The organism is Microbacterium oryzae (assembly GCF_009735645.1).
Lineage (GTDB): Bacteria > Actinomycetota > Actinomycetes > Actinomycetales > Microbacteriaceae > Microbacterium > Microbacterium oryzae.
Genome location: NZ_CP032550.1, coordinates 636806 through 651341, shown reverse-complemented (window position 1 = coordinate 651341; position 14536 = coordinate 636806). Strand labels below are relative to the sequence as shown.

The 14536-nt window shown below is 72.0% G+C and carries 17 protein-coding genes; 7 read left to right on the top strand and 10 right to left on the bottom strand.

The window, feature by feature from the left end; genetic code table 11:
- The first annotated feature begins 8 nt into the window (after positions 1–8).
- Positions 9–1610: a deoxyguanosinetriphosphate triphosphohydrolase family protein gene (locus D7D94_RS02965; protein ID WP_156241145.1), complete on the top strand. Its 1602-nt coding sequence runs from the start codon at positions 9–11 to the stop codon at positions 1608–1610.
- On the opposite strand, the gene D7D94_RS02960 is transcribed toward D7D94_RS02965, so the two are convergent.
- Genes D7D94_RS02960 through nagE form a run of 3 tightly spaced genes read right to left on the bottom strand, consistent with a single transcriptional unit; the run spans position 1564 to position 4580 of the window.
- Positions 1564–1974, bottom strand: coding sequence for a ribosomal maturation YjgA family protein (locus tag D7D94_RS02960; protein ID WP_156241144.1), 411 nt, complete (start codon positions 1972–1974; stop codon positions 1564–1566). The genes D7D94_RS02965 and D7D94_RS02960 overlap by 47 nt on opposite strands.
- Complete coding sequence (locus tag D7D94_RS02955) at positions 1971–2615, bottom strand: SDR family oxidoreductase (protein WP_156241143.1); 645 nt, start codon at positions 2613–2615, stop codon at positions 1971–1973. The genes D7D94_RS02960 and D7D94_RS02955 overlap by 4 nt, the downstream gene beginning before the upstream one ends.
- A gap of 60 nt (positions 2616–2675) precedes the next feature.
- The gene (nagE, locus tag D7D94_RS02950) at positions 2676–4580 is read right to left on the bottom strand and encodes an N-acetylglucosamine-specific PTS transporter subunit IIBC (protein WP_156241142.1); all 1905 of its coding nucleotides are present in this window, start codon (positions 4578–4580) and stop codon (positions 2676–2678) included.
- Between the two features lie 95 nt (positions 4581–4675).
- Between nagE and D7D94_RS02945 the strand changes: the two genes are divergently transcribed.
- Together D7D94_RS02945 and D7D94_RS02940 are read left to right on the top strand one after the other, a co-directional pair.
- On the top strand, positions 4676–5224 hold the full coding sequence (locus D7D94_RS02945) for a MarR family winged helix-turn-helix transcriptional regulator (RefSeq protein WP_246171854.1): 549 nt from the start codon (positions 4676–4678) through the stop codon (positions 5222–5224).
- Positions 5221–5979: a helix-turn-helix domain-containing protein gene (locus D7D94_RS02940; RefSeq protein ID WP_173024224.1), complete on the top strand. Its 759-nt coding sequence runs from the start codon at positions 5221–5223 to the stop codon at positions 5977–5979. The genes D7D94_RS02945 and D7D94_RS02940 overlap by 4 nt, the downstream gene beginning before the upstream one ends.
- Here D7D94_RS02940 and D7D94_RS02935 read toward each other — a convergent pair.
- On the bottom strand, positions 5966–6859 hold the full coding sequence (locus D7D94_RS02935) for a helix-turn-helix domain-containing protein (protein ID WP_216648680.1): 894 nt from the start codon (positions 6857–6859) through the stop codon (positions 5966–5968). The two genes, D7D94_RS02940 and D7D94_RS02935, sit on opposite strands and share 14 nt — an antisense overlap.
- A gap of 178 nt (positions 6860–7037) precedes the next feature.
- Between D7D94_RS02935 and D7D94_RS02930 the strand changes: the two genes are divergently transcribed.
- Positions 7038–7358, top strand: coding sequence for a DUF7882 family protein (locus D7D94_RS02930; RefSeq protein WP_156241139.1), 321 nt, complete (start codon positions 7038–7040; stop codon positions 7356–7358).
- Positions 7359–7361: 3 nt separating this feature from the next.
- Here D7D94_RS02930 and D7D94_RS02925 read toward each other — a convergent pair whose 3' ends face one another.
- Positions 7362–8732, bottom strand: a complete 1371-nt coding sequence (locus D7D94_RS02925) for an MFS transporter (RefSeq protein WP_156241138.1) — start codon at positions 8730–8732, stop codon at positions 7362–7364.
- A gap of 16 nt (positions 8733–8748) precedes the next feature.
- Positions 8749–9201, bottom strand: coding sequence for an SRPBCC family protein (locus tag D7D94_RS02920; RefSeq protein ID WP_156241137.1), 453 nt, complete (start codon positions 9199–9201; stop codon positions 8749–8751).
- A gap of 167 nt (positions 9202–9368) precedes the next feature.
- On the opposite strand from D7D94_RS02920, the gene D7D94_RS02915 reads away from it, so the two are divergent.
- On the top strand, positions 9369–9998 hold the full coding sequence (locus tag D7D94_RS02915) for a hypothetical protein (RefSeq protein WP_156241136.1): 630 nt from the start codon (positions 9369–9371) through the stop codon (positions 9996–9998).
- A 60-nt stretch (positions 9999–10058) separates the two neighbouring features.
- Here the strand turns inward: D7D94_RS02915 and D7D94_RS02910 are convergent, their stop codons facing one another.
- Genes D7D94_RS02910 through D7D94_RS02900 form a run of 3 tightly spaced genes read right to left on the bottom strand, consistent with a single transcriptional unit; the run spans position 10059 to position 11882 of the window.
- Positions 10059–10667, bottom strand: a complete 609-nt coding sequence (locus tag D7D94_RS02910) for a DUF3618 domain-containing protein (protein WP_156241135.1) — start codon at positions 10665–10667, stop codon at positions 10059–10061.
- Positions 10664–11080 carry a phage holin family protein gene (locus D7D94_RS02905; RefSeq protein ID WP_156241134.1) on the bottom strand — a complete coding sequence of 139 codons (417 nt, stop codon included), beginning with the start codon at positions 11078–11080 and terminating at the stop codon, positions 10664–10666. The genes D7D94_RS02910 and D7D94_RS02905 overlap by 4 nt, the downstream gene beginning before the upstream one ends.
- Positions 11070–11882: a hypothetical protein gene (locus D7D94_RS02900; RefSeq protein WP_156241133.1), complete on the bottom strand. Its 813-nt coding sequence runs from the start codon at positions 11880–11882 to the stop codon at positions 11070–11072. The genes D7D94_RS02905 and D7D94_RS02900 overlap by 11 nt, the downstream gene beginning before the upstream one ends.
- A gap of 197 nt (positions 11883–12079) precedes the next feature.
- Between D7D94_RS02900 and D7D94_RS02895 the strand changes: the two genes are divergently transcribed.
- Positions 12080–12844 (top strand): alpha/beta fold hydrolase, encoded by a 765-nt coding sequence (locus D7D94_RS02895; protein WP_246171853.1) that lies wholly within the window; start codon positions 12080–12082, stop codon positions 12842–12844.
- Entirely contained in the window at positions 12826–13521 is a 696-nt protein-coding gene (locus D7D94_RS02890; RefSeq protein WP_246171852.1) for an esterase/lipase family protein, read from the top strand. Before D7D94_RS02895 ends, D7D94_RS02890 begins: the two co-directional genes overlap by 19 nt.
- A gap of 7 nt (positions 13522–13528) precedes the next feature.
- Here D7D94_RS02890 and D7D94_RS02885 read toward each other — a convergent pair whose 3' ends face one another.
- The gene (locus D7D94_RS02885; protein WP_156241132.1) at positions 13529–14410 is read right to left on the bottom strand and encodes a manganese catalase; all 882 of its coding nucleotides are present in this window, start codon (positions 14408–14410) and stop codon (positions 13529–13531) included.
- Positions 14411–14536: the final 126 nt, after the last annotated feature.

Genomic DNA, 14536 nt, shown 5'->3' with positions numbered 1-14536 from the left:
TCGGTCGGATGACGGATGCACCTGCCGCCGCTGCTCTCGCGGCCGACGACGCGCCCGCTCTCGCGGCCGCCACCGCTCTGGACGACGACCCGCGCACGGCGCGACGCGTGCCCGAGGCGCTCGACGACTATCAGCGGCGCGAGCGCAACCCGGAGTACCGCGTCGACGTGGAGCGCATCCGCTTCTCTCCGTACTACTCGCGTCTGTCGGCCGTCACCCAGGTCATCGCGCAGGCCGGCGCGGGCCTCGCCGTCCACAACCGCCTCACGCACTCGGTCAAGGTCGCCGCGGTCGCCCGCGGCATCGCGGTGCAGCTGTCGCACAGCGCGGGTCCGGAGGGCGAGATCGTCGCGCGGCTGGGCGGCTGCGATCCCGTCGTCGTGCAGGCGGCCGCCGCGGCGCACGACCTGGGCCATCCGCCGTTCGGCCACCTCGGCGAGCAGGCCCTCGACCGGCTCGCGCGCGACCGCTTCGGCCTGCGCGACGGCTTCGAGGGCAACGCGCAGACCTTCCGCATCGTCACCCGCCTCGACGAGTACGACCGGGCCGGCGCGGGTCTCAACCTGACCGCCGCCGTGCGCGCGGCGGTGCTGAAGTACCCGTGGCTGCGCGCGGAGGGCGACGGCTGGTCCGGCCGGCCGGAGGCCCCGCGCGGCATCTCCCCCGCCTCTCCCGGCAGCGGCGCGTACAAGTTCTCCGCCTTCGCGCTCGACGCGCACGAGATGCGCGCGGCCCGGGCGCCCTACCCCGCGATCGCGCCGCTGCAGCAGACGGTGGAGTGCTCGGTGATGGACATCGCCGACGACATCGCGTACTCGCTGCACGACCTCGACGACTTCTACCGCGCGGGTCTGCTGAACCAGTCCACGATCTCCGCCGAGTTCCGCGCGTGGCGCCGCGACCGCGCCGCCCTGCACGCCGCCGCCCAGGGCGACCTCGTGCTGTCGCAGCGCGCGCCCGGCCGCTCCCTCGAGCTGCTGTGGCGGCGGCTCGAGGCGAAGGACCCGTGGATCGCCGACGAGGAGGCGTTCGCCGCCGCCGTCGCCCGGGTGACCGACGAGGTCATCGACGGCCTCCTCGCGGTGCCGTTCGACGGCTCGATGCTCACCGAGCGCACGCTGTCGCAGTTCACGGCGGCCTGGATCACCCGCCTGCAGCACTCGGTGACCGTCAGCGAGACGCCGCCCATCCGCTCGGGGCACGTCAGCCTCGACCGCGACGCGTGGCACGAGGTCGCCGTGCTGAAATTCCTGCACCAGCGCTTCATCCTCGAGCGCCCGGACCTCGCGCTGTACCAGCGCGGCCAGGCGAGCGTGCTCGAGCGCCTCGTCGACGGGTTCGCGGCGTGGCTCGACGACCCGCACGACGTGCGGCGGGCGCCGCGACGCCTCCTCGACCTCGTCGACCTCGCCGCCGAGGACTACGCCCGCCTGCGCCGCGAGGAGCCCGAGCTCGCCGACGCGTCCGACGGCGTCGAGCTGCGACGGCGCGCGACCGGCCGCGGCATCATCGACTACGTCGCGTCGCTCACCGACGCGCAGGCCATGCACATCGACGCGCTCATCAACGGCTCGCCCGAGCGCCTCTGGGACGCCGGCCAGGGGCTCTGACCCGTCGGAGCACGGCGTCCGCGCCCGCCGCGAGGGCGACGCCGACGGCGTACCAGAGCAGGTCGAGCGCCGCGAAGCCGCTGCCGAGCACGAGCCGCAGCGGCGGCGCGGCGCTCCCCCACGCGGCCGGGAGGCCGGTCAGCTGCAGCAGCTCGACCGCGACGCACCACGCGAGGGCGACGGCGCTCACGGCGACGACGCGCGCACGCGGCGCCGCGAACGCCACGAGCAGGAAGACGAGGACGGCGTAGAGGACGTCGCCCAGGCCATCCGTCGCGGGCGACGCCGGCAGCGCGACGTGGACGGCCAGCCCCGCGGCCACCGTGCCCGCCGCCGCGGCGGCGAGCACGGCGCGGCGGCTCACGCCGCGATCGCCTCGGCGATCGGCGTGCTGCCGTTGCCGAACGGGATCGAGCGGCCGATCGTGCTCGCGTCGGCGAGCACCGCGGCTGCGACGGCCGCGACATCGCCGCGCGCGACGCGTCCGTCGCCCAGGTCGCCGGTCTCGATGAGGCCGGTCGGCTCGTCGAGGGTGAGGCCGCCCGGCTGCAGGATCGTGTAGTCCAGACCGCTGCCGCGCAGGTGCTCGTCGGCGGCCGCCTTCGACTCGGCGTAGGCGTAGAACGCATCGTCCTCGGGAACGCCGTGGTCCGGCCCCGCGCCGAGATACGACACCATGACGTACCGCGAGACGCCGGCCGCACGGGCGGCGTCCATCGAGCGGATGGCCGCATCGCGATCGACGGCCCAGGTGCGCGCGGGGTTCCCGCCTCCCGCACCGGCCGACCACACGATCGCGTCGTGCCCGCGGACGAGGTCGGCCAGGCCGTCGACGTCCAGCGTCTCGATGTCGGCGATCACCGGCTCGGCGCCGGCCGCCCGGACGTCGGCCTCGTGGTCGGGATTGCGGATGACGCCGGTGACGGCGTCACCGCGCTCGGCGAGCAGCGGCGCGAGGCGCAGCGCGACCTTCCCGTGTCCGCCGAAGATCAGGATGCGTGCCATGGGTCTCCCCTTCCGGTTGCGTCCGTCCACCCTATGCGCGTGGGGAACCGCCGGGGCGGGTCAGGACATCTCGACCGAGGCCTCCGGGTTGTTGAGCACCACGACGGGCGTGATGGTGGGATGGCCGGATGCGCGCAGGCGGTCGAGGTCTATCCGCAGCAGCGGCGTCCCCGCCGTCACCTCCTGACCGGCGGACACCAGCGTCTCGAACCCCTCGCCCGCCATGTCCACGGTGTCGATTCCGACGTGGACGAGCAGCTCGGTGCCGTCCGCGAGCACCATCGCGACCGCGTGCGCGGTCGGGAAGACGTGCTCGACCCGCCCGTCGGCTGGTGCGACCACGGTGTCGCCGGTCGGCTCGATCGCGACGCCGGGCCCCATGATCCCCTCGGCGAAGGTGGCATCGGGCACCGCCGACAGCGGAACCACTCGCCCCTCGATCGGCTGCCGCAGCCGGACGACGGCGGGCGCTGTCGTGAGCACCGGGGTCGGCGCCGGCGCGTCGTCGCGTCGCTCGGCGACGGGCGCGCGGCCCGCCATGAGATCTTCCATAGCGTCCTTCACGAACTGGACGTTCAGGCCGTAGACGACCTGCACGGCCTTGCCGCCCGGGCGCATGGTGCCGGCCGCTCCCGCACGACGCAGCGCGGCGTCGTCCACCTTCGCGACGTCGGCCACGACCATCCGCAGCCGCGTCGCGCAGTTGTCGAGCTCGACGATGTTCTCCTGCCCGCCGAGCGCCTCGAGGAAGCGGGCGGCGGTGCCCCGGTAGCGGTCGTCGCCGTCGGCCGGCCGATCGACGTCGGCTTCGACCTCGTCGTCCTCGCGGCCGGGCGTCTTCAGATCGAAGCGCACGATCACGAAGCGGAAGACGAGGAAGTACACGAGGAACCAGAACGCGCCCATGACCGGGATGAGCCACGGGTTCTGCGCCATCGGGTTCGTCCATCCCAGCAGCAGGTCGATCGCGCCGCCGGAGAACCCGAAGCCCATGCGCACCGGCAGGATGGCGCTGATCGCCAAGGAGATGCCCATGAAGACCGCGTGGATCAGATAGAGCACCGGGGCGAGGAACATGAACGCGAACTCCAGCGGCTCCGTCACGCCGACGACGAACGACGACACCGCGCCCGAGAGGAGGAGGCCCGCCGCGACTTTCTTGCGCGTCGTCTTGGCCGTCACGTACATCGCGAGCGCCGCGCCCGGCAGACCGAACATCATGACCGGGAAGAAGCCGGTCATGTACTGGCCGGTGACGCCGTACTCGCCCTCGCCGCCGAGGAAGTTCACGAGGTCGTTGATGCCCGCCACATCGAACCAGAACACGGAGTTCAGCGCGTGGTGGAGACCCAGCGGGATGAGGATGCGGTTCATGAAGCCGTAGATGCCCGCGCCGATCGGCCCGAGCGCGGCGATGAACTCGCCGAAGGCCACGAGCGCGCCGTACACGACCGGCCAGATGAAGAAGAGGATGAGCGCCACGACGAGCGACATCCCCGCGGCGACGATCGCCACGGACCGCTTGCCCGAGAAGAACGCGAGGGCGTCGGGCAGGCGGGTGTCCTTGAAGCGGTCGTAGCTGAACGCCCCGATGAGACCGGCGATGATGCCGACGAACACGTTCTTGATCACGCCGAACGCCGGATCCACGGCGCCTTCCTCGATCCCCTGGAAGAGCGCGACGTTGGCCGGCGACAGCAGGGTGGTGATCGTCAGCCACGACACGAGGCCCGCCAGCGCCGAGGTGCCGTCGGACTTCGACGCCATGCCCAGCGAGATGCCGATCGCGAACAGGATCGGCATGTTGTCGAGCAGCGCGCCGCCGGCGCCGTTGAGGAACGTGACCGCGACGTTCTCCCCCGCGACGTTGCGGATGAAGAAGGCGACGCCGACGAGGATGGCCGCGATCGGCAGCACCGCGACGGGGAGCATGAACGACCGGCCGAGCCGCTGGAAGAACTTCATCCTGACCTCCGACAGACGAGTGATGGCCCGACGGTACACGCTGCCGCAGACGCCCGCCACGGAGTTCGGCGGACGCCGTCCTATGCTGTGTCGTGGTGGCAGATGCACGCGGTTACGACAGCGGCGATGACGAGGTGGACCTCATCATCGACGCCTGGTCGGCGATCCTGCCCGACGTCGACCTCTCGCCGCTGGACGTGATGTCGCGCCTGCGCCGGGTCGCCCGCGACCTGCAGCGCGTGCGCGAGTCGGCGTTCTCCGCCGCGGGACTGCGCGCCTGGGAGTTCGACATCCTGTCGCTGCTGCGCCGCTCACCCGAGCAGGCGATGACGCCGTCGCAGCTGGCCACGTGGACCACCGCCACCAGCGGCACCATCACCTACCGCATCGAGCGGCTGGAGGAGCGCGGCTACCTCGCGCGCACGGACAACCCCGCCGATCAGCGCAGCCGCATCGTGACGCTGCTGCCCGCGGGTCGCGACCGGGTCGAGTCCGCCATGCGCACGCTCGTCGCGCAGGAGTCCACCCTGCTCGAGGGCCTCAGCTGGGCGCAGGTGGCCTCGCTCATCGACGCGCTGCGCACCATCGGCGCCACCACGCGCCGCGGAGCGCGACCCGGGTCGGGACCGGAGACCGCGTCGTGACCCTGCGCTACACCCTCATCGCCGAGCTCCTGCGCGGTCGGCGTCACGAGCTGCAGCCCGAGGACGTGGGGCTCGCCCGCGACGACGGTCGGCGCGTTCCCGGTCTGCGCCGCGAGGAGGTCGCCGAGCTCGCCGGCATCAACCGCGACTACTACATCCGCCTCGAGCAGGCCCACGGGCACCTCCCCTCCCCGCAGGTGGTGGCGTCGCTGTCGCGCGCGCTGCGGCTCGACGAGGACACGACGGAGTACTTCCAGCAGCTGGCGCAGACGAGCGCGACACGCGCGATCTCGCGCCGCGACGGGCTGCCGAAGGGCGCGTTCGCCATCCTCGGCCTCGTGGAGCCGCACCCCGCCTACATCACCAACGGCGTGCACGACGTGCTGGTCGTGAACCGCGCGTGCGCGCAGGTCGCGAACGGCTTCCTCGACGTGGGGCGAAACCTCCTCGTGGAGGTGTTCGAGCACGAGGCCGAGGCGCCCTCACCGGGCGAATGGCGGGAGACGGCCATCCGCCTCGTCGACTCGCTGCGCTTCCAGGCCGCGCCCGACGAGGAGCGCTTCCAGGAGCTCGTCGCGACCCTGCACCGGCGCTACCCGTCCTTCCGCACGCTGTGGGCGCGTCAGCGCGCACGCAAGCTGACGTTCGGGACGAGTCTGTTCTACGACGTCGAGCACGGATGGCAGCGGTCGACCTGGCAGACGCTCGTCGTGCCCGACCATCCGGATTCGCTGCTGACGGTCATCCACCCGTGAGGGCGGCGTCCTCTCCCGCCGCGCGGGAGCGGAGCGTCATCAGCACCACGTGCATCACGCTGCGACGCAGCCCGTCGGCGAGCTCGTCGCGGACGAGTTCGGGAAGGTTCTCCAGCCGGTAGTAGAGCGTCGTGCGGTGGATGTGCAGTCGGCGGCACGCCTCGGAGACCCGGCCGCCCGCGTCGAGATACGCCTCGACGGTCGCGAGCTGGGCGTCGTCGTCCGACCGCCACAGGGCGAAAGCGCCGGGAGAGGCGCGGCGCAGCAGGTCGATGGGCACCTCCACGTCCTCGAGGAGCAGCCGCACCCCCGCCGGCAGCGACAGGCCGTCGTCTGTCGCCGCGCGCGCCTGCAGAGCTTCCCGCAGGGCGGGAAGCAGGTCGTCCTCGTCGGGCTGCAGCGTCGCGTCGTGCAGACGCGCCTGCGGATGGCCGAGGCGGCGCACCTCGCGCTCCAGCGCCTGCCGAGCGGGCTCGGGAACGCGCGAGCACGAGGTGACGATCACGGGCAGCCCGAAGGCGTCGCCGATGTGCCAGGTGGCCCCGCGCCCGTCCGCCTGCAGCGCCACCGCCAGTCGTCGCAGGTCATCGTCGGACGACGCCGAATCGATGAGGGCCACCAGCAGCGCGGAGTCGGCGTCGAGCCACCGGCGCTCACGCGCCTGGGCGAGCGCACGCACGCGGACGGCGCGTTCCGCGTCGAGCAGGCGGCGGAAGACGGAGAGCCGTCCTCCGGCCGGTGCCTGCGCCTCATCGAGGGCCGGCTCCGGCCGCCCCGCGAGATCGTCGTCCTGCCATGGCCGCTGCGCGCCGGGCACCGCACTCGTCTCCGACATGTCCTGCTCCACACTCGCGCCGCGCACCACGAACGGCGCCTCCATCCAATGAAGAAGGTAGAACGTCCCGGGGGCGCCGAGGGTGCTCTTCGCACACCCACCCGGCGACATCGCGGCGCGTCCTGCCTCTTTTCCGACGTTCGTCGGAAAAGCCGCCTGTTCCGTCACGGCCGAAGGAGCCGCCCGCGGGGTCCGCACATCCCCGCCGTCTAGCGTTGTGCGCATGGGAGTGCTCTACTACGGCGCGAATGCCTCCGCCATCCACATCGACGATCGTGCGCTCGCGCACCTCAAGGTCGTCATCATCAGCAAGTTGCGCCGTGACGAGAGCTTCTCGGTCTCCTGGCGCCATCCGGAAGAGGAGGACAACGGCCGCAGCACCATCTGGGTGCACCCGGCCATCCCGCTGCGATTCGAGTTCGACGAGCCGCAGGCGCCACCGCTCAACCGCGAGTGGGTCGAGGAGCTCGCCGTCTCCGCGAACGCCCTCGGCGGCATCCAGCTCATCGAGGAGCACATCAACAACGCGCCCCGAGCCGTCTGACCCTCACGCCGGCGCGTCGCGGACTCCCAGCCAGGACGCGACGCCGCCGGCGGCGAACAGCACCGCGGTCACCACGGCCGCGGAATGGAATCCCGCGAGGTCGAGGCGCCCGCCGACGATCGTCGCCAGCAGCGCGATGACGATGAGGCCCGCCACCCGCGAGACCGCGTTGTTCACGGCCGACGCGATGCCCGACCGCTCCGAGTCGATGGAGCCGAGCACGGTCGCGGTGAGCGGCGAGACGGTCAGCGCGAGTCCTGTGCCCAGCACCACCATCGACGGCAGCACCTGCCCGACGTAGTCGAAGTCGTCCCTCACGGTCAGGAGCAGGGCGGCGCCGACGGCCATGACCAGCGGGCCCGCCGTCATGAAGCCGCGGGTCCCCCAGCGTCCGGCGAGCGTTCCCGCCCTGGCGCTGAGCAGGATCATCAGGATCGTCACGGGCAGGCTCGCGAGCCCGGCGAGCGTGGCCGGCAGCCCCGCGCCCTGCTGCAGGTAGACGCCGACGACGAAGCCGTTGAGAGCGAGCGCGGCGTAGATGAACAGCGTCGCGATGTTGCCCGCGGAGAAGTTCCGCACGGCGAAGAGCTCCAGCGGCAGGATCGGATCCCGCACCCGGCGCTGGCGGAAGAGGAACGCCGCGAAGAGCACCGCGCCGACGACGAGCGGCACGGCGATGGCGGGAGACGACCATCCGAGCCGCGGCTGCTCGATGAGCGCGAACACGCCCGCACCGAGCCCGAGCGCGCAGAGCGCACCGCCGACGAGGTCCACCCGCACTCCCGGTCTGCGCACATCGCGGGCCTCGAGGCGCGTGAGCAGCCACAGCGTCGCGCCGATCGGCAGGACGTTGATGAGGAAGACCAGACGCCACGACAGCAGATCGACGAACAGCCCGCCGAGCAGCGGACCGGCGATCATCGCCGCGGTGGTCCACGCGGTCCAGACGCCGATCGCCCTCGCCTGCAGGGGCGGGCGGATGGCCGTGGTGATGAGGGCGAGGGAGCTCGGCACGAGGAAGGCCCCCGCCGCGCCCTGCACGGCGCGCGCGGCGACGAGCAGGGCGGGATCGGGGGCCGCCGCGATGACGAGCGAGGAGACGCCGAAGCCGACGAGCCCCCACCGCATCACGAGGATGCGGCCGAACGCGTCGGACACCGACCCGGCCAGGAGCATCAGCGCGCTGAGGGTGACGAGATAGGCGTCCACCACCCACTGCTGCGTCGTGAGGCCGCCGCCGAGCTCCCGGCTGATCGCCGGGAGCGCGACGTTGACGACGCTGCCGTCGAGGAAGCTCACGAACGACGCGAGGATCGCGATCACGACGACGAGTCGCTGCTGCGCTGTCAGGCGCTCTCCGACCGCGTCGGCCATCCGCCCCTCCCCGGGGTCAGGAGATGTCGCCGCGCCAGGCGCCGGTCTCGGCGCCGCGGGACTCGATGAACTCCTTGAAGTGCGCGAGGTCCTTCTTCACAGCGCGGTCGTCGAAGCCGAGGGCCGCTCCCACGTTCTCGGTGAGGCTGGTGGGCTCCCAGTCGAGCTGCACCGTCACGCGGCAGCTCGTGTCCGACAGGCGGTGGAACGTCACGACGCCGGCGTGGTCGGCGTCACCCGAGATGCTGTTCCACGCGACGCGCTCGTCGGGGTGCTGCTCGGTGATCTTCGCCGTGAACTCGCGGGCGACGCCCCCGATGTTGACCTTCCAGGCGGTGGTCTCGTCGTCGATCTGGCGGATCGACTCGACGAAGCTGAGGAACTGCGGGAACGTCTCGAACTGCGTCCACTGGTCATACGCCGTGGTCACGTCGACGTCGACATCGATGCTCTCTGTGATGCGAGCCATGAGGTGTCCTTTCCGATCGATTGCGTGGATCTCCATCGTGCGGGGGCTGTGCCGGGGAGTGAAGGGGTTGCGGCATGCGCGCGCCTCGGGTAACGCGAGCACGGGACAGATCGTCCGTCCGCTCGTAAGCTGGAGCACGGGACATCACGCGGCGGAAGGCGGATGGCATGACGCAGCAGCATCACCAGAACCGGGCGCTGCCCTCGGGCAGCCCGGTGTTCGCGTTCGACCAGGCGGTCGACTCTCTCGCCGAGGAGGGCGCCTTCCTCGCGCTCGGACCCGACCGCCAGGCGGCCCGCTACGTCGCAGAGGCGCACCGCGTGCTCGACGACGTGCGCACGGCCATGCACCGTCTCGAGGTGCGCGCGGCGGACACGACCCTCCGCAAGCGCGCACGCAAGCGCCTGCATGGGATGGCCGCGGTGCTCGCCGAGGCCGGCCTCCGCGACGTCGAGCGGGTGCGGGCGTCGGCCGAGCGGCTGCGCGCGCGCCCGATCGACCCGGCAGCGGGCTGGGGCACGAACCTCAGGGTGCAGACGACCCGCGGTCTCGCCTGGGGCGTGGAGAAGTGGACGGGTTCGCCGCTGGCGGCCGTCGAGCTGCGCAGCACGCGCACCGCGGCGACGGTCGAGCGGAATGCCGACCTCGTCGCGCAGCGCGGACGGGCGCCGCGCTCGCGGCTGCGCACCGGCCTCATCGTCGGCGGCGGCGCCGTGGGCGCCGCGGTCGTGGGCGGGGCCTCGCTCGCGGCCTACGGCGCCTGGAGCCTGGTCGGCCTCATCCTCGGCATCGGCTGACGCCGGACAGCCCGATGGGCGGGACCCGTCGGGTCCCGCCCATCGATGTGCGCGTGCGGGTCAGCTGCCCTGCACGTTCTCGCGAGCCTCCTTGGCCCGGTCGGTGACGTTCTCCGCCGACGACTGGGCCTCGGAGCGCACGGTGCCGGCGGCGTCGGTCGCAGCGTCCTTCACGGATGCGGCTGCCTCCTGCGCGGGCTCCTTGAGGTTGGCGCCGACCTCCTGGGCGACGCTCTTCGCCTCGTCCAGCAGCGGCTGCGCCTGCTCCTTCACGTCCTCCGCCATCCGCTTCTCCTTCTCGGAGGCGGGGATGAGCGAGGAGATGAGCAGACCCGCTCCGAAGGCGATGAGGCCCACGGCCATCGGGTTGCCCTCGGCCTTGGCGGCCACGCGGTGCGTGGCGTCGGAGACGGCGGAGCCGGCGCCCGAGACGGAGTCGGAGACCGAGCCGCCGACGTTCGAGCCCGCGCGGTGCACGCTCGAGCCGGCGTCGTCGACCGCGCCCATGACGCGCTCGCGGACGGAGCCGAACGCGCCCTTGAGCTTGCTGGTCTGCCGGTCCATGATCTTCGAGGGCGTGACCTTGTCGACGAGGGCGTCGGCGTCGCGGCCGAGCTCGCGGCGGGTGCGCTCGATGTCGGCGCGGATGGCCTCAGGTGAATCAGTCATCGGTTCTCCTCATTTCTCTTCAGAGCGTCGGGGATCTTCTTCAGCGACTCCACGGTCTGCGGAGCGCCCTTCACGGTCTTGATGTCCTTGCGGCCCTTGGCGAACAGGACGGCGGCGATGATGCCCCAGATCACGGCGACGATGACGGCCGACCATCCGAGCCCCGTGAGGAGCCCGATCGCCCACCAGAGCGCCACGGACAGGAAGAACACCGCCATGAGGCCGGCGTACGCGGCGCCGCCCATCATCCCCGCACCCTTGCCGGCGCGGGTGGCCGACTGGCGCAGCTCCGCCTTGGCGAGTTCGAGCTCCTGCCGGATGAGCAGCGAGATGTCGCTGGTCACCTCCGACAGAAGATCGCCGAGCGAGGTGGCCGCGGCCTTCTCCTCGGACGGGGTGTGCTCAGATTCCATGCTGACTCCCCTCATCGCCCGTGAGGTTCTGCGCACGGGACCGGTCGTAGACGGGCGTGCCCTCGTTGCGCGTCGGCGGGAGCACCGGCGGGGTCACGGGGGCGCCGGTGGCGGAGCTGCCGACGACGGGAGCCGTGCCGCCGATCGTGCCCGCGCCGCCCACGGTGCCGCCCGGGACCACCGGCGGCGTCGAGGCCGGCGTGGTCGTCACGGGCGGAACGGGCGGGGTCGTGACGGGACGGGGCGCTGCGCCCGCACCCGCGACGCCCGACGCGTCGCTCTCGTCGTGCGCGCTCTCGGCGAGAGCGCGGGTGAGACGGCCGGCGGCGAGGCCAGCCACCAGCGCGCCGGCGATGAACAGGCCCGGCTTGCGGCGGGCGAAGTTCTTCACCTCGTGCAGCAGGTCGCCGGGCTCGCGATCCTCGAGCCACGACGATGCGTCGGTGAGGCGGGTCGACGCCTGCCGCACCAGGTCGCTCGCGATGCCGGGGTTCGACGGCGCCTCGCCCACGGCGAGGGACTGCAGCTCGTGACCGATCGTGCGGAGGCCGTCGGCCACGCGGCGCTGCTGGCCCGCCGCCTGGTCCTTCAGCTCGCTCTGGGTCTGCGAGTACACGCTCTTGAGCTGCGACTTCGCCTCGTGTGCGACGTGCGACGCCTCCTCCTTGGCGGTGCCGAGAACGTGCCCGGCCTCCGCCTGGGTCGTGTCCTTGAGACCGGAGGCCTCCTGCCGGGCCGACTCGACCGCGCCGTTGGGGCGGCTGTCCGCCTCGCTCGGCACCTGACCGGGAATCTGAGACATGTGTGACTTCCTTTCCGTTACCGCTCGGATGGACTGATTGCGATGCAACACGGTCTCGCGACGTTCCGCGCGTGGGTTGACGTGCGACGGTCTTCTGTGGCAGAACGCGTCCGCGGTCTTCTTCAGGGCGCTTCCGGATGATCGCGCGCGGCGTCAAGCCCGAGACGGCGACCCGCTCGACCCGGAAGACTGCGGGGATGGCGACAGAGCGACTCGTGCAGGTGCGCGACATGACCTTCCGCGTCCACACGACCTCCCGACCCGGCGCCGTGCGCGCGTTCGTGCTCGTGCACGGCATCGGGATCTCCCATCGCGCCTTCGCGCGGCTCCACGACGTCCTGGCCGAGGAGCACACCGTGCACTCCCTCGACATGCCGGGGTTCGACGATCTTCCGGAGCCCGAGCGCTCCCCCGATGTGCACGAGATGGCGAGCCTCCTGGGCGAGGTGGTGGCGGGCATCGGCGAGCAGCCCGTCGTGGTCGTCGGCAATTCCATGGGCACGCAGTGGGCGGTGGAGCTCGGCGTGCAGCGCCCGGACCTCGTCTCGCACGTGGTGGCGGTCGGCCCCGTCGTCGACGACCGCCACCGCAGCGCGCTGCGCCAGGGCATGTCCCTCGGGCTGGACTGCCTGCGCGAGACACCCGCGACCGACCTCATGGTGCTCACGGACTACGCGCGCTGCGGACCTCGCTGGTACGCGCGCCAGCTGCCGCACATGCTGGCCTATCCGATGGAGGAGCGCGCAGGCGCGCTCGAGCGGCCGCTGCTCGTCGTGCGCGGCGGCCGCGACCCGATCGCGGGGCTCCGGTGGTGCCGGCGCCTGCGCGACGCCGCACCGCGCGCGCGGCTCGTGGAGATGCCGGGCCATCCGCACCTCGTGCAGCACACCGCCCCGCGCGCGGTCGCCTCCGCGCTGCAGGACTTCCTCGCGACGGAGACCGCGTGGCTGCCGGCCACGTGAGCGGGCTGCTGCGACGGGCCGGGTGGTGGGCGGCCGACTACGCCTACGCCGGGCTCGGGCAGCTGCGCGCCACCACGCGACGCCGCTCCGCCCGTGACTTCCAGGACGGGCGCCTCGCACCGATCGTCGTCATCCCCGGCGTCTACGAGTCATGGCGATTCCTCACGCCGCTCGTCGTCGCGCTGCACGATCGCGGTCATCCCGTGCATGTCGTGGAGCCGCTGCGCCACAACCGCCGCCCGTTCGGCGAGGGCGCGGAGATCGTCGCGCGACTTCTCGAGGAGCGCGACCTGCACGATGTCGTCCTCGTCGCGCACAGCAAGGGCGGGCTCATCGGCAAGCGGATGATGTCGGCGACGGCGGCCGCGTCGCGCGTGCGCGGGATGGTGGCGATCGCGACGCCGTTCGGCGGCTCGCGCTACGCGAGATTCCTCGCCGTCCCGACCCTGCACGCGTTCTCCCCGCGCAACGCCGCCATCCTCGCCCTTGCACGGGAGACGGAGGTCAACCGCCGGATCGTCTCGGTGTACGCGCGCTTCGACCCGCACATCCCGGAGGGCAGCGAGCTCCCCGGAGCGCGGAACGTCGTGATCGAGACGGGCGGCCACTTCCGCGTCCTCGCGCATCCGCGCGTGATCGCCGAAGTGGCCGCCTTCTCGGAGCCCTCGCCGGGCTGACCCGGTCCTACTCCTTGTGGAACATGTCCTGCGCCGCGCCGGCGATCTTCTCGATCCGGTTCGGCACCTCCGTCGTGCCGTAGAAGCGCGCATCGGGGTGCGTCGGGCCCGGGTACGGAGCCGTCGTCGTGGGACCGTCGTGATACGTGAACTCGCCCTTCCCGTCGGGCGTCGGACCCGACGCCCACGAGCCCTCGCTCGCGGCCGCACCGTCGCTGAAGTTGAGGTACTGGTACGACACGTCGCGCTCCTCCTTCGAGAGCGGGAAGTTGCTCGGCACCGGCAGCTCCTCGATCTTCTCCGCCTTCAGCTCCTCGGCCGCGGCCAGCCACTGGTTCTGATGCATGGTGTCGCGAGCCAGGAGGAACCCGAGCAGGTCGCGCACGCCGTGGTCGTCCGTCATGTGATAGAGCCGCGCCACCTGGAGGCGGCCCTGCATCTCCGCGTTCGCGTTGGCCGTGAAGTCGGCGAGGAGGTTGCCGCTGGCCGTGATGTACGACCCCGACCACGGGTTGCCCATGCTGTCGACGGGGCGTGCGCCGGCACCCGCCACGATGCCGTGCTGGATGTCGGTGCCGCCGATGACGGCCGCGACCGTCGGGTCCTTCTGCACGGCCTCGTCGGTGATGCCGAGGGGGGACTTCTCGAGGAGCTGGGCGATCATGACCGCCAGCATCTCGACGTGCCCCATCTCCTCGGCGCCGATGCCGAACACGAGGTCGCGGTACTTGCCGGGCATGTGCATGTTCCAGCCCTGGAACTGGTACTGCAGAGCGACGGTGATCTCTCCGTACTGACCGCCGAGCACCTCCTGGAGCTTGCGCGCGTAGACCGCGTCGGGGGCGTCGGGCTTGGCCTTGTGCTGGAGTTCCTGTCGATGGAAGAACATGAATCGCCTTTCGAGTCGGATCCTGCGGTGATGCCGCAAGTCTGTGCTCGATATGCCGGTGTGCGCAGGGGGTACCGAGATGGAGGAGCGCGTGGCACAATCCGCTTCCCGGGCGCGTCGACTTCT

Excerpts from the sequence above, each read along its gene's own strand:
- D7D94_RS02920 (WP_156241137.1), bottom strand. The coding sequence starts at position 9,201 with ATGGCTCGCATCACAGAGAGCATCGATGTCGACGTCGACGTGACCACG.
- D7D94_RS02965 (WP_156241145.1), top strand. The coding sequence starts at position 9 with ATGACGGATGCACCTGCCGCCGCTGCTCTCGCGGCCGACGACGCGCCC.
- D7D94_RS02925 (WP_156241138.1), bottom strand. The coding sequence starts at position 8,732 with ATGGCCGACGCGGTCGGAGAGCGCCTGACAGCGCAGCAGCGACTCGTC.
- nagE (WP_156241142.1), bottom strand. The coding sequence starts at position 4,580 with ATGAAGTTCTTCCAGCGGCTCGGCCGGTCGTTCATGCTCCCCGTCGCG.
- D7D94_RS02935 (WP_216648680.1), bottom strand. The coding sequence starts at position 6,859 with ATGGAGGCGCCGTTCGTGGTGCGCGGCGCGAGTGTGGAGCAGGACATG.
- D7D94_RS02955 (WP_156241143.1), bottom strand. The coding sequence starts at position 2,615 with ATGGCACGCATCCTGATCTTCGGCGGACACGGGAAGGTCGCGCTGCGC.
- D7D94_RS02915 (WP_156241136.1), top strand. The coding sequence starts at position 9,369 with ATGACGCAGCAGCATCACCAGAACCGGGCGCTGCCCTCGGGCAGCCCG.
- D7D94_RS02910 (WP_156241135.1), bottom strand. The coding sequence starts at position 10,667 with ATGACTGATTCACCTGAGGCCATCCGCGCCGACATCGAGCGCACCCGC.
- D7D94_RS02900 (WP_156241133.1), bottom strand. The coding sequence starts at position 11,882 with ATGTCTCAGATTCCCGGTCAGGTGCCGAGCGAGGCGGACAGCCGCCCC.
- D7D94_RS02905 (WP_156241134.1), bottom strand. The coding sequence starts at position 11,080 with ATGGAATCTGAGCACACCCCGTCCGAGGAGAAGGCCGCGGCCACCTCG.
- D7D94_RS02885 (WP_156241132.1), bottom strand. The coding sequence starts at position 14,410 with ATGTTCTTCCATCGACAGGAACTCCAGCACAAGGCCAAGCCCGACGCC.
- D7D94_RS02930 (WP_156241139.1), top strand. The coding sequence starts at position 7,038 with ATGGGAGTGCTCTACTACGGCGCGAATGCCTCCGCCATCCACATCGAC.
- D7D94_RS02895 (WP_246171853.1), top strand. The coding sequence starts at position 12,080 with ATGGCGACAGAGCGACTCGTGCAGGTGCGCGACATGACCTTCCGCGTC.